Source organism: Kitasatospora sp. NPDC002965, from assembly GCF_040611255.1.
In the GTDB taxonomy this organism is placed as follows: domain Bacteria; phylum Actinomycetota; class Actinomycetes; order Streptomycetales; family Streptomycetaceae; genus Kitasatospora.
The window spans coordinates 1-13,296 of sequence record NZ_JBEXNT010000031.1; the positions used below are offsets into that span (position 1 = coordinate 1).

General features: G+C 73.1%; 8 protein-coding genes. 1 reads left to right on the top strand and 7 read right to left on the bottom strand.

Features of this window, described 5'->3' with window-relative positions; genetic code table 11:
- Nucleotides 1-29 precede the first annotated feature (29 nt).
- From ABZY91_RS15185 to ABZY91_RS15200, 4 genes are all read right to left on the bottom strand, one after another.
- Entirely contained in the window at nt 30-2,381 is a 2,352-nt protein-coding gene (locus tag ABZY91_RS15185) for an immune inhibitor A domain-containing protein (RefSeq protein WP_355402606.1), read from the bottom strand.
- Between the two features lie 118 nt (nt 2,382-2,499).
- Nucleotides 2,500-3,507, bottom strand: coding sequence for an asparaginase (locus ABZY91_RS15190; RefSeq protein ID WP_355402608.1), 1,008 nt, complete (start codon nt 3,505-3,507; stop codon nt 2,500-2,502).
- A gap of 132 nt (nt 3,508-3,639) precedes the next feature.
- Nucleotides 3,640-5,418, bottom strand: coding sequence for a S8 family serine peptidase (locus ABZY91_RS15195; protein WP_355402610.1), 1,779 nt, complete (start codon nt 5,416-5,418; stop codon nt 3,640-3,642).
- Nucleotides 5,419-5,645: 227 nt separating this feature from the next.
- Nucleotides 5,646-7,445, bottom strand: a complete 1,800-nt coding sequence (locus ABZY91_RS15200; protein ID WP_355402612.1) for a S8 family serine peptidase — start codon at nt 7,443-7,445, stop codon at nt 5,646-5,648.
- Between the two features lie 186 nt (nt 7,446-7,631).
- Between ABZY91_RS15200 and ABZY91_RS15205 the strand changes: the two genes are divergently transcribed.
- The gene (locus tag ABZY91_RS15205) at nt 7,632-8,585 is read left to right on the top strand and encodes a helix-turn-helix transcriptional regulator (RefSeq protein ID WP_355402614.1); all 954 of its coding nucleotides are present in this window, start codon (nt 7,632-7,634) and stop codon (nt 8,583-8,585) included.
- A 66-nt stretch (nt 8,586-8,651) separates the two neighbouring features.
- Here the strand turns inward: ABZY91_RS15205 and ABZY91_RS15210 are convergent, their stop codons facing one another.
- From ABZY91_RS15210 to ABZY91_RS15220, 3 genes are all read right to left on the bottom strand, one after another.
- Nucleotides 8,652-9,602, bottom strand: a complete 951-nt coding sequence (locus ABZY91_RS15210) for a helix-turn-helix domain-containing protein (RefSeq protein ID WP_355402616.1) — start codon at nt 9,600-9,602, stop codon at nt 8,652-8,654.
- A 287-nt stretch (nt 9,603-9,889) separates the two neighbouring features.
- Nucleotides 9,890-11,908 (bottom strand): carbohydrate binding domain-containing protein, encoded by a 2,019-nt coding sequence (locus ABZY91_RS15215; RefSeq protein ID WP_355402618.1) that lies wholly within the window; start codon nt 11,906-11,908, stop codon nt 9,890-9,892.
- Nucleotides 11,909-12,068: 160 nt separating this feature from the next.
- Nucleotides 12,069-13,127: a substrate-binding domain-containing protein gene (locus ABZY91_RS15220; protein WP_355402620.1), complete on the bottom strand. Its 1,059-nt coding sequence runs from the start codon at nt 13,125-13,127 to the stop codon at nt 12,069-12,071.
- Nucleotides 13,128-13,296 lie beyond the last annotated feature (169 nt).

Genomic DNA, 13,296 nt, shown 5'->3' on the forward strand with positions numbered 1-13,296 from the left:
GCCCGGCGGGATCCGCCGGGCGCACGACGCTAGCCCGCGGGCCTGACCATGATGATCGACTCCAGCTTGTCGGCGCTGTTCCACAGCAGTTCGATCCGCGTGCCGGTGTCCGGCACCCTGACGCTGTTGTACGGGTTCGAGGCGTCCCAGTACGAACCGGCGTGGTCGTCGAAGGCGGTGACGCCGGGGAGGCTCGGCACGGTCGTGGGCACGTCCGCCCGGTGCAGCGTGAAGCTGTCGGTCGCCTCGGATCCGAACGTCGCGTCGTAGCTCTGCACCCGGGTGCGCATCGGGGTGCCGTCCGACCACGTCAGGGCGCCCGGGTGGGCGTCGACCGGCAGCACCAGGCCGCTGCCCGGGTGCTCGTAGACGTTGTTGTCGGTCTGCGAGGCGTCCCAGAACCAGATCAGCAGACCGTTCTGGTAGGGGAAGTGGTCGACCCGTCGCGGGCGCTGCCGGGAGCCGAACACGTAGGGGCCGCTCTTCAGCGTGGTGTCGTAGGAGACGTACTGGCGGTTCTCGACCAGGTAGTAGCGGGGGTGGTCGACGGTGAAGGTGCCGGTGGTGCGGCTGAAGTCCCGGGCCGTCCATCCGCCGTCACCGTGCTCGGCGCCGTCGGTGAACAGCACCGTCCCGTCGGCGGTGACCGCCAGCTCGTCCAGGGCGAGCCCCCTGAGGTGGGTGCTGCCGTCGGTGGTCACCCGGAAGCGGATCTTGACGGCCCGTCCGGCGTAGCCGTCCAGCGGGTAGGCCAGGTCGCCCCAGGCCCCGCCGGACTCGCCGTCGAGGGCCGGGATGCCGCTGCCGTTCGGCCGGATCGGGGCGCCGCCGAAGGTGCCGGCGAGGGCCGTCCAGCTGCCGCCGCCGTCCGTGGAAACCTCGGCGTAGCCGAAGTCGAAGCCCCTCTCCAGCTCGTACCAGCCCTTGGCCGTCAGGGTGGCGGAGGTGCGGCCGGTGAGGTCGACGTCGCGGACGAGCTGGGCGTTGCGGTTGTCGGCGCTGCCGCTCCACCACTCGCTGGTGCCCGCGTACGGGGTGTTGACCACGGTCGTGACGGTCTTCTTCGGCAGCTCGACCACCACGGCCTGCGGGCGCGCCGAGTGGTACTCGGCCGGGCCGGTGTGGTGCAGCGAGAGCGTGCCGGCCTTCGCCTTGTCGTAGCTGAGCCAGCCCAGTTGGAGCTTGCTCCAGGCGTCGAGGTCCGCCGGGCGGTCGCCGATCTCGTCGCGTCCCTCGCCGAGCCAGGAGCCGGAGTCCATCAGCGACCAGTAGCCGACGGCGTTGTCGACGCCGTGGCCGCTCCGGTCGTAGAGGTCCGGCAGGCCGAGGTCGTGGCCGTACTCGTGGGCGAAGACGCCGAGGCCGCCGTTCTCGGCCTGCATGGTGTAGTCGCCGGCCCAGATGCCGGTGTCGCCGACGGGGGTGCCGCCCAGCTTGTTGCCGGCCGGCCCGGTGCTGCCCGAGCCCGAGCCGTAGACGTAGCTGCGGTGCGCCCAGAGGGCGTCCGTCCCCTGTGCTCCGCCGCCGGCCGACTGGTCGACGCCGGCGTGCACGATCTGGAAGTGGTCGACGTAGCCGTCGGGCTCGTTGAACTCGCCGTCCCCGTCGAAGTCGTAGCGGTCCCAGCGGTCGTACTCGGCGATCGCGGCCTTGATCTCGGCGTCGGTACGGCCCCTGGCCCGCTCGGCCGCGACCCACGCGTCGAGGCCGTCGCGGACGAGGTCCTGCGCGTTGTCGCAGACGTTGTCGCCGCAGAAGTCGGAGCCGTAGCGGGCCTCGTTCCACGGCACCTTCACCCAGTCGGTGACGGTGCCCTCGACCGAGTAGCGGCCGGAGGACTGCTTCTCGTAGTACGTCCTGAGCGAATCGCGGCCGGGGTGGAAGTAGAGGTCCTGGTAGTGCTGCCGGTCGTAGTCGGCGCGCCAGGCGGTGGAGTTGTCGGCGGCCCGGTCCGGCTGCTCGATCCGGTTGTGCCGCGGGCCGGGCGTCCCGCCGTACTTGGGCCCGCCCTCGTGCTGGGTGGTGGTGTCGACCCGGTCGCCGAACTCCACCAGGACGGTGAAGATCCGGTCGGTCCGCTCCCGGGCGAGTTCCACGTACTGGTCCCGGCCGAGCTTCACGGCGGTGCCGCTGCCGCGCGTCTCGACCTCGGCGGTGCCGGCCAGCAACTGCTCGGTGGCGGCCTTCTGCCGGGCCCTGGTCTTCTCCGTCAACGGGCCGGGCAGGTCGTGCTCCACCCCGTGGGCGGCCTGCGCGTCGGCCGGGTCCCGGGGGGTCGGGCCCCGGTCGGCCGCGACGGCCGGCCCGGGCAACAGGAGGGAACCGAGGGCGACGGCCACGGCGAGCGCGGTGGCCGCGGCGGTCCTTCCGGGTATGTTCACGGTGCGGGAGTCCTCTCTCTGCCGGTCCGCACGGGAGCGGGGCCGGCGGCTGGTCCACTGCGGTGACGGCGTCCCCCGCGGCGGCGCGGGAGGCGCACCGCCGCGGGGGACGCCGGGTTCAGGCGGCCCGGTACGGTGCGGGCAGGGCGAGCACGTGGTGCAGGAGCCGGCGCCGCTCGGCCTGCTCGTCGGAGGCCAGGAGCGCGCCGAGGACGGCGATGCGGGCCTGCCCCGCGCGGAGCAGTCCGGTGGGCACCGCGCCTGCGGCGACCAGGTCCACCGCCCCGCCGTTGGTGTAGAGCTCGGCGACCGGGCCGCCCGGCACGCGGGTGGTCAGGGCCACGAGCACGCCCCCGGCGGTGGCCTCGGCGACGGCCGCGGTGAAGGCGGGGGTGGCGTTCCCGGCACCGGTGGCCACCAGGACGACGCCGCGGGCCCCGCCGGCCACGGCGGCCCGCAGCAGTGCCGGGTCGGCGTCCGAGTGGTGCATCACCATGTCGACACGCAGCGGAAGCTGGGGAACGGTGCGCGGCGGCATGGGGATCGGAGCCGGTCGGCCGGGCCGTTTGAAGAGGGTGACGGTCCCGTCCCGGACCTCGCCGATCGGGCCGTCCTCCGTGCTGCTGAAGGCGTCGACGGCCAGGGTGTGGGACTTGACGGTGCCGCGCGCCGCGAACAGCTTGCCGCCGAACGCCACCAGCGTGCCGGCCCCGGTCACGGCCGAGGCCACGAGGAGCGCGTCGTGGAGGTTGCGCCGCCCGTCGTCGTCCCCCGGGTGGTCGAGCGGCTGCTGGGCTCCGGTGAACACCACCGGCCGGGTGTCGTGGTGGTGCAGGTCGAGCAGGAACGCCGTCTCCTCCAGGGTGTCCGTCCCGTGGGTGACCACGATGCCCTCGACGTCTTCCCGGGCGAAGAGCTGATGGACCTTCCGGAGGAGGGTCAGCTGCCGGGCCGTGGTCATGAGCGGGCTGTCGAGGGTGCAGAGGTCCACGACCTCGACCGAGACCCCCGGCGGGACCACGGCCCTGGACAGGACCTCCCGGCCGCTCGCTCCCGCGGCCAGGCCGGCTCCGCGGCGGCGACCGGCGATGGTCCCGCCGGTGGTGACGACGACGATCCGTCCCATGCTCTTCCCTGCTCCTCTGGTCTTCCGCCGGTCTTCGCCCGGCGGGGTGGTCTTCGTTCGGCGGGTCGCCCCGCGGGGTCCGGTCCGGCCCGGGTGGGGAGCCGGGCCGGACCGGCGTTCAGGGGTGCGGTGTCAGGACGCCGTGCAGATGGTGAGGTAGGGCTGCCTGGTGCAGCTGATCCTCGCCGTCGACGAGGCGGTGGCGCCCTTCCGGTCCGTGACGGTCAGCCTGGCCGTGTAGGTCGCCGTCGCGGCCGGGTAGGTGTGGCCGGGCTTCAGCTCGGTGCCGGTGGTGCCGTCGCCGAAGTCCCACCGGTAGGAGACGACGGTGCCGTCGGGGTCGAAGGACTCGGTGGCGTCGAACCCGCACCACGCGGCGGCGGTGCAGAAGCGGGTGAAGGCGGCCACGGGCTTCTCGTTCGCCGCCGGGTCGGTGGCCCGGACGGCGGCGCTGTTGCGGCTGGTACGGCCGGAGCCGTCGGTGACGGTGAGCCTGACGGTGTAGACGCCGTACGCGCCGTAGGTGTGGACGGGCCTGACGCCGGTGCCGGTGGCGCCGTCACCGAAGTCCCAGCTGTAGGTCAGGCCGCTGCCGCCGGTGAGGGAGGCGTCGAAGGTGCAGCTCCGGCCGCTGTCGTCACAGCCGGCGACGAAGGTGGCGTCCGGTCCTGCGGTGCCGCCGGCCGGGAAGACCGCCGTGCTGCCGAGATCGAGGACGGGTTCCTTGACGCCGTCGCCGGAGGTGTCGGTCCAGTTGGAGCTGCCGGCGTTCACGATGCGGTCGCGGACGGCCAGTGCCCCGGCGCGGTCGACGGGCTTGTGGGCGCCGCGGGTCAGCCAGGCGGCGGCGCCGGCCACGTGCGGGGCCGCCTGCGAGGTACCGCTGTAGTTGGAGTACCCGCCGTTGCGGAACGCGGACTGGATGCAGTCGCCGGGGGCCGCGATGTCCACGCCCCGGCCGAAGTTGCTGAAGTCCGAGAGCGCGTCGTCCCGGTTGCGGTTGTTCTTGTTGCACCACGCGAAGTCACCGAGGCCGCCCGGCTTTCCGTCGGCGTCGCTGAGCGAGGACACCGTGACGGCGTCCGGCACGTTCGCCGGGCTCTGGTTCGCCACGTCCCGGTGGTCGTTGCCCGCCGAGACGACCACCACGACACCTCTGGCGATCGCCCGGTTCACCGCGTCGTCGACGGCCCGGACGGTGCCGTCGAAGCCGAGGCTGAGGTTGGCCACCTCGATGTCGCCGGCGTGCGCGGTGACCCAGTCGATGCCGTTGACGATCTCCTCGGTGGAGCCGCTGCCCTTGCTGTCGAGGGACTTGACCGACCAGATGCGGGCGCCCGGCGCGACACCGACGTAGCCGACGCCGTTGTCCAGGCCGCCGATGATGCCGGCCACGTTGCTGCCGTGCCCGTTGTCGTCGTTCCCCGCGTTCTCGACGCACGAGGTGACGCCCACGCAGTTCACCCGCCGGACCACGTTCAGATCCGGGTGGTAGTAGTCGCTGCCCGAGTCGATGACCGCCACGTCCACGTCGACCCGCTGGTCGAGCCCGTCGCCGACCTTCAGGCCGGTGTTCGAGGCGGCGCCGATGCGGGCCGCGCCGTTCGGCAGGGCCTGCCCGTGCGCGTGGGCGGTCGCCGACGGCTCGACGTAGGCGACCGCCGGGTCGGCGCGCAGCACCTGGACCGCGGCGGGCGTCAGGTCGGCCGAGAAGCCGCTGAGCGCCGACCGGTAGACCGAGCGGACGTCGGCGCCCCGGACATCGCGGGCGACCGTGGTGGGGTCGGTCGCCGCGCCGTCCTTGAGCACCACGATGTATCCGGAGGCAGGCTCCTGCGCCGAGGCCGGGGCGGCCCCTGTTCCTGCCACCGATGCCAGCACCAGGCCAGCGAGTATGACGGCGTGCTTCATTCTTTCTCCTTGTGGGGGAAGGGAGTTGCCGAGGAGGCCAGGGCGGCTCGCCGCGATCCGACCCGCCGGTTCCCCGCCACTGGCGGGGGCCGGGCAGAGGTCTCGTGCGGGCCCGTCGGGCGGGGCCGGGCCCCGCGCGGTGCGGTCCCCGCGCGGTGCGGGGCCCGGCCCGGGGGGTGACCGGAGGACCGGCCCGGCCCGGGTGGGGGTGCCGGGCCGACCCGCGGTCAGGAGATCGAGCAGGTCATGTAGTACGGGAACCTGGTGCAGCTGACGGTCGCGGAGTCGCTGCCGGTGCCGCCCTTGTCGTCGGTGACCGTCAGCGTCGCCGTGTACGTGCCGGAGGCCGCGTAGGGGAAGGTGTGGTTGACGCTCTGGCCGGTGCCGGTGGAGCCGTCGCCGAAGTTCCAGCTGTACCTCGCCAGGCTGCCGTCCGGGTCGTAGGAGCCGTCGCCGTCGAGCACGCAGTTGCCGTTGACGGTGCAGAAGCCGCCGACGTTCGCGACGGGCCGGTCGTTGTGGTTGGGCTCCAGGAGGCGGAACGTGGTCCCGTTGCCGCCGGTGCGGCCGGAGCCGTCGGTGACGGTGAGCCTGACGGTGTAGGTGCCGTACGCGCCGTAGGTGTGGACGGGCCTGACGCCGGTGCCGGTGGTGCCGTCGCCGAAGTCCCAGCTGTAGCTGAGTCCGCTGCCGCCGGTGAGCGAGGCGTCGAAGGTGCAGCGGCGGGTCGCGCGGTCACAGCCGGGCACGAACGTCGCGTCCGGTCCGGCGGTGCCGCCGGCCGGGAAGACCGCGGTGTTCGTCAGGTCCAGGAGGGGTTCCTTGACGCCGTCGCCCGAGGTGTCCGTCCAGTTGGAGCTGCCGGCGTTCACGATGCGGTCGCGGACGGCCAGCACCCCGGCGCGGTCGACGGGCTTGTGGGCACCGCGGGCCAGCCAGGCGGCGGCGCCGGCCACGTGCGGGGCCGCCTGCGAGGTACCGCTGTAGTTGGAGTACCCGCCCTCCTTGAAGGCCGAGCGGATGCAGTCGCCGGGAGCCGCGACGTCCACACCGCGGCCGAAGTTGCTGAAGTCCGACAGCGCGTCGTCCCGGTTGCGGTTGTTCTTGTTGCACCACGCGAAGTCACCGAGGCCGCCCGGCTTTCCGTCGGCGTCGCTGAGCGAGGACACCGTGACGGCGTCCGGTACGTTCGCCGGACTCTGGTTCGCCACGTCCCGGCGGTCGTTGCCGGCCGACACCACGACCACGATGCCCCTGGCGATCGCCCGGTTCACCGCGTCGTTGACGGCCCGGACGGTGCCGTCGAAGCCGAGGCTGAGGTTCAGCACCTCGATCTCGGCGCCGTGCGCGGTGACCCAGTCGATCCCGTTGACGATCTCCTCGGTGGAGCCGCTGCCCTTGCTGTTCAGGGACTTGACCGACCACAGCCGGGCGCCCGGCGCGACGCCGACGTAGCCGAGGCCGTTGTCGAGGCCGCCGATGATGCCGGCCACGTTGCTGCCGTGCCCGTTGTCGTCCATCCCGGCGTTCTCGACGCACGAGGTGACGCGCACGCAGTTCACCCGCCGGACCACGTTCAGGTCCGGGTGGGTGTAGTCGATACCGGAGTCGATGACCGCCACGTCCACGTCGACCCGCTGGTCGAGCCCGTCGCCGACCTTCAGGCCGGTGTTCGAGGCGGCGCCGATGCGGGCCGCGCCGTTCGGCAGGGCCTGCCCGTGCGCGTGGGCGGTCGCCGACGCCTCGACGTAGGCGACCGCCGGGTCGGCGCGCAGCACCTGGACCGCGGCGGGCGTCAGGTCGGCCGAGAAGCCGCTGAGCGCCGACCGGTAGACCGAGCCGAGCCGTACGCCGCGTGCGGAACGGGCGACCGTGGTGGGGTCGGTCGCCGCGCCGTCCTTGAGCACCACCAGGTAGCGGGCGCTGTCCTGTCCGGCGGGGCCTGCGGACTGCGCCGAGGCGGGGACGGCTCCGGATCCTGCGACCACGGCCAGCACCAGGCCGGCGAATATCGCGGTTCGTCTCATGCTTCCTCCTTGTGGGGGGCGGGAGTTGCCGAGAAGGCTAGAGCCGGAACGGCCCCTCGGGAATGTCGGCTTGCCGCCTCTGACGGGAAGCCGACAGCACTCCTCCCGGCCCGCGCGGGGGCCTACGATGCCCTCTGCGGAGGTCCGCAGCCGATAGCCGGACCGCCGAACGCCGAGGAGGCAACCGTGCTGGACGCGCTCGGAGTCCCGCCCCAGGAGGAGGCGCTCTACCGCGCCCTGTTGCGGCGGCCCGACCCCACCCTCGCCGAACTCGTCGAGGCCACCGGGGGTGAACCGTCCCGTCTCAGACGTCAGCTCAGGGAGCTGGAGACCAAGGGACTGGTCACCCGCTCCCCCACCCGGCCGGTGCGGTTCCGCCCCTCTCCCCCGGAACTGGCGGTCGAGGTGCTCGCGCTCAGCCTCCACCAGCAGATCGACCGGGCCAGGCTCGCGGCCGTCGAGCTCGACGACCTCTGGCGCAGCGGCCGCGCCGGGCACGAGCCGCCGGTGCAGATCGTCCAGGGCCGGGACGCCAACACGCAGCACTTCCGGCAGATCCAGCAGTCGACCCGGAAGGAGGTGCTGATCTTCGACATGCCCCCGTACGTCGAGGAGGGCATGGCCGACCAGACCGAGGTCCAGCTCGACCTCATGGACCGGGGGGTGTCCTACCGCACGGTCTACGACCGCACCGCGCTGGCCGAGCCCGAACAGCTCGCGCTGGCCCGCCGGCTGACACAGCGGGGGGAGCGGGCCCGGATCGTGGACGGGCTGCCGATGAAGCTGCTGATCGCCGACCGCACCACCGCCCTCGTCCCCTTCGTCCTGGCCGGGGAGCGGCAGACCGTCGTCCTGCGCAGCTCCCCGCTGCTGCACGGGCTGGTCGCGCTGTTCGAGGCGATGTGGGAGCGCGGCACCCCGCTGTGGGGCAACGGCCGCCCGTCCGACGCGCTCAGCCCGGAGGACGTCCAGCTCCTGGGCTACGCCGCCGCCGGGTACACCGACGAGATCATCGCCCGCAAGGTGGGGGTGAACAAGCGGACGGTCGAGCGCCGGATGCGCCGGCTGATGGACACGCTGGGTGCCCGCACCCGGTTCCAGGCCGGGCTCCAGGCGGCACGGCGGGGGCTGCTCGGTTGACGCACCGACGGTCGGCCCGGGGAGGGGCGCGGCTCCGCTCCCGGCATCCCGTGCTCCGGGGTTCCCCTACTCCAGGAATCCCCTGCGTCCGGCCTGGATCCCGGCCTGGAAGCGCGTCCGGGCGCCCAGGACGTCCATCAGGTGCCTCATCCGGCGCTCGACCGTCCGCTTGCTCAGGCCGGTCCGCCGGGCGATCGACTCGTCGGTGTAGCCGGCCGCCGCGAACCCGAGCATCTGCTCGTCGGAGGCGTCGAGTCCGCCCGCCTTCCTCGTCGACCACAGGGGGGTGCCGCGCTCCCACAGCGCCTCGAACAGCGCGACCAGGCCGTCGAGCAGGGGCGAGCGGTCGAGGACCACGCTCTGGCGCTGTCCGGCGAGGACGAACGGGACGAGGCCGCTGCTGCGGTCGGTGATCAGCATCTTCAGCGGTACGCCGTCGACCACCCTGGCCCGCTCACCGTGCTCCGCCAGGACACGGAGGCGTTCGTACTGGCCGGGCTCCTCCAGGGACAGCCGGTCGTAGACGGTCCGGTAGTGCACCCCGCGGGCCATGAGGTCCAGCTGGACCCGGTACTGGGGCTCGACGCCCTCCTCCAGGTACGGCGGCCGGTCCAGGGTCAACACCTCGCGCGTGGCCGCCAGTTGGGTCTGGAGATAGCGCTGGGTGTTGGAGTCCTGGCCGACGACCACCTGGAGCGGCACCGCCCGTGCCCGCGCCGCGGCCTCCCAGAGGACGGTCAGCTCCCCCGCCGCGAGACGGGCCCGGTCGATCTCCTTGTGACGGTCGAGCGCGAGGATCTCGAACGCCAGGTCGGGCGCCGTCGGCCGGTAGCGGACCGGGCGTGCCGGTGTCCTGGTCACCAGCCCCTTCTCCTCCAGGGCGCGGAGCCGGCGCGTGACGCCCGAGGCGCCGCAGCCGGTCGCCGCGGCCAGTTCCGCGAGGCTCGGCTCGGCCAGGGTCAGCAGCACCCGGTAGAGCTGCTCCTCGGACTCGGTGACACCGAACGGCCCCAACATGACGTCTCCCGTTGCTCGGCAGCCCTGCCCGGTCCACCGGCCTCCGGTCCACCGGCGACCGGCCGACCGGCCGACCGGCCGACCCTCGGAGGGGGCAGCCGGTGGGCAGGGCCGCAGGGCACCGAAGAGTAGGCGGGCCGGGCGCCGGGGGGAACGGGGAAACCCGCCACCGCCGGTATTCCGACACCCCGCCCCGGAACGGCGGGCCCGGAGCCGCGACCGGAGCCCGACAGGGGGGCGTCCGGCACCGGACCCGGGGGTGGTCCGGAGCCGGGCGCCGGGGCGTGTCAGTGCGCGCGGACGGTGATGTCGTCGCACCAGCCGTGGCCGGTGCCGCTACGGGCGTAGCAGTAGATCCTGGCGGTGGTGGCGGTCGGACCGGTGGTGAAGGTGACGGATCCTTCGGTGAAGGCGGTAGTGGTGAAGAGCGTCCGCGCGGAGGAGCCGGCGGTGTCGTACTGCTTGGCGCCGACCGAGAGTTCGGTGCCGCTCGCGGAGACCTTGCCCCAGCCGCCGAGGGTGTAGGTGGTGCCGGGCCTGACCTGGATGACCTGCTCGGCGGCGGCCTGGGCGGGCCCGACCTTCACCGAACGGGCGCCGCCGTGCCTGGTGGAGCTGTCCAGGGTGACGCCGCCGTAGCCGGTCCAGGGGTTGAGCGCGGTGTTCTCGAACCCGGGGTTGCGCACGAGGTCGATCGGGGTGCAGGTGGCGTCGTCGAACGCGGCGGCCTGGTGGAAGCCGCGGTCGGCGCGGCAGACCTGCGGGACGGCGTTGCCGAAGTAGTCCCGGGTGCCCAGGGTGGGGATCGCGGTGCCGGTGCCGCGGACAGGGGAGGCCGCGCTCAGCCGGTAGTCGGCCGCCGCGGTGCCGCCCATGTTGACGAACCGCGGGTCGTGGGTCTTCTTCTCGGGGTCGGCCGGCTCGCCGGCGGGGTGGCTGCCGAAGAAGGTGTTCGAGGCCCAGGTGAAGTTCCTGGCCTCGTACGTCCCCCTGTTGTCCAGTCCGTCGAAGCCTCCGCTGCCGAGGTTGACGAAGACGTTGTCGGTGAACCGGGCCAGGGTGGCGCCGTAGCCGTCCTGGACGAGGTCGGCGGTGGAACCGGCGGGCAGGTAGACCGTGTTGTGATAGAGGTCGGCGCTGTTCTCGCCGGAGGCGGCCAGCCAGCGGTCCTCGTCGTGGTGGCTGAGGTTGTAGCGCACGACGGTTCCGGTGCTGCTGGAACCCTTGCCGCAGGAACCGCAGAAGAGCATGAAGCCACCCTCGTTGTGGTGGCTGTGGTTGAACTGGAAGACGGCCCGGTTGTTGCCGAAGTCGGAGTCGAAGGCCATGCCGTCACCGTTGTCGGACAGCCGGCGGACGTGGTGGACCTCGTTGTACTGGATGAGGGTGTCGTCCGAATTGATGGTCCAGATACCCGCGTTGGCGCCCATCGGGCGCATGGCGATGTCGTAGGCGGTGTTGTGCTCGACGAGGCCGTGGTCGGCGGCGCGCAGCACGATGCCGTCGCCGCCGGTGTTGCTGATGGTGTTGCCGCGGAAGACCAGGCGGGTGTTGGCGCGCCAGTTGTTCTTCGTCCCGCAGTCGTCACCGGTGCCGTACTGGGGCCGGCACATCCAGGTCGTCCGGTTGGTGAGGCCCTCCCGGTCGACGTTGTCGATGCGGGAGTCCTGGACGACGACGTCGTCGAAGTTGGTGGGGGTGGTGGTGCCGGACACGCGGAACTGGATGCCGTTGGACCACTTGGTGGCGTCGCCCCTGACGTCGTGGACGTGGACGTCGTCGACCAGGTAGTGGCTGCCGACGCCGTCGGGCAGGTCGGCGACCTCGACGAGCAGGCCGTTGCGTTCGCGCTTGGTCGAGCCGGTGTCGCGGAAGGTGATGTCGAGGTCGTGGATCTCCCAGTGCTCGACGTTGAACAGGTGGACGGCGGCCTTCTCGGTGGTGGCGCCGTCGCCGGCGACGACGGGCCGGGCGGTGCCGGTGCCGTAGGCGGCCAGGGTGATCGGTGCGCCCGCGGTTCCGGAGCCCTGCGGCCTGAGGGTTCCGGTGCAGGTCGCGCCCCGCTTGAGGAGGAGCCGGTCACCGGGGCCGAGGACGTGGGCGTTGGCGGTGGCGAGGCTGTTCCAGGGGCTGCCCTGGCTGCCGGTGCCGTTCGAGGCGGCCGAGCAGTCCAGGTAGCGGGCGGTGCCGGTGGGGTCGGCAGGGGCGGCGGTGACGGCTCCGGCCGGGGAAAGGGCCGGAACGAGGAGTGCGGCCGCCGTCAGCGCGACGATCGCGGCACGTCTGAGTGTGGGGGGAACGAGCATGCGAGAAGCTCCCGGGGTGGGGGAGGGACGGAGGGTGGGCGCCCGCCCGCACCCTAGGACGGCCCACTGATCGAGTCAATCCATCTCGATCGATTTCCCCACATATTGATCAAACGATCAATATGGTTCCCACGGTGCGTCAGATGGTCCCCACGGTGCGTCAGCCCGACACCGCTCCGCACGACTCACGGATCGTCAGGACCGGCAGGAGCCGCACGTGGTGCACCGGGCCGGCCTCGGCCACGCTCCCGAGCCTGCGCAGGAGCAGCCCCACCGCCTCCGCGCCCACGGCCTGCTTCGGCGGCGCCACCGCGGTGAGCGGCGGTGCCCCGAGGCCGGCGAACAGGTCGTCGTAGCTGATGACGGCCAGGTCCTCGGGCACCCGCAGCCCCCGGGCCCGCAGCAGCGGGAGCAGCTGGATGGCGTCCTGGTCGTTGTGGACCACGGCCGCCCGCACACCCCGGGCGCAGCCCTCGGCCAGCCGGTCCGCGACCGCCGGCAGGTCCGCCACCGGGGTGACGATGTCGACGGGGGGTTCCACGGGCAGACCCAGCACCTCGCAGCCCTCGGCATAGCCCCGGCGGACCTCGTGCGCGGTCCAGGTGTCACGCCGGGCGACCAGGGCGATCCGCCGGTGTCCGAGCCCGGCCAGGTGGCGCAGCGCGAGGAGCACGCCGTGGCGGTGGTCGGAGGCGACCGAGTCGAGCGTCTCCGCCGGGCTCCCCGGCACCGGCCTGCGCTCGACCAGGACGGCGGGCACCGGCAGTTCCTCGGCCCAGGCCTGGTCGGAAGGCCGGTCGTCGGGCGTCCAGTTGGGCGCGAGGAGCAGCCCCTGGGCGCCGGACTTCAGCAGTTGCTCGGCCTGGGAGCGGTCCGCACCGGCCTGGTAGGAGGAGATGCCGAGCACGAGCTGGGCACCGGCCCGCCCGGCGGCGGCCCGTGCACCCGCGATGATCTCGTCGAAGTACTGTCCGACCGCCGGCACGAGCAGGCCGAGCGACGGCCCGTGCCCGGTGGCGACGGCGCCCGCCCCGGTCGCGGCCGACACCGAGCCGTGCGAGCGGCGGACGAGGCCGGAGTCGGCGAGTGCCGCGACGTCCCGGCGGACGGTGACGGCGGGCAGGCCGAGCCGCTCCGCGAGGTCGGTCAGCCGGACCGAGCCGAGCTCCTGAACCGCTTCAAGGATCCGGGTGCGGCGCTCGTCCGCCGAGATCGACATCCCCACACTCCCCTGCCCGTCGTCCGGCCGGGCGGGGTCACCTGCCCAGGCGGACAGGAATCTATCATTCGGTCGATGCACGGCCCGTGTTCGGTCGGCACACGGTCCGTCAGCGCACGACGGACGGACGGCCGGGCGGACGGGCCGGGGCGGACGGGCCCGGGCGGTT

Bases quoted from the DNA above. Each gene is read 5' to 3' on its own strand.
- ABZY91_RS15190 (WP_355402608.1), bottom strand. From the start codon at position 3,507: ATGGGACGGATCGTCGTCGTCACCACCGGCGGGACCATCGCCGGTCGC.
- ABZY91_RS15195 (WP_355402610.1), bottom strand. From the start codon at position 5,418: ATGAAGCACGCCGTCATACTCGCTGGCCTGGTGCTGGCATCGGTGGCA.
- ABZY91_RS15200 (WP_355402612.1), bottom strand. From the start codon at position 7,445: ATGAGACGAACCGCGATATTCGCCGGCCTGGTGCTGGCCGTGGTCGCA.
- ABZY91_RS15210 (WP_355402616.1), bottom strand. From the start codon at position 9,602: ATGTTGGGGCCGTTCGGTGTCACCGAGTCCGAGGAGCAGCTCTACCGG.
- ABZY91_RS15215 (WP_355402618.1), bottom strand. From the start codon at position 11,908: ATGCTCGTTCCCCCCACACTCAGACGTGCCGCGATCGTCGCGCTGACG.
- ABZY91_RS15220 (WP_355402620.1), bottom strand. From the start codon at position 13,127: ATGTCGATCTCGGCGGACGAGCGCCGCACCCGGATCCTTGAAGCGGTT.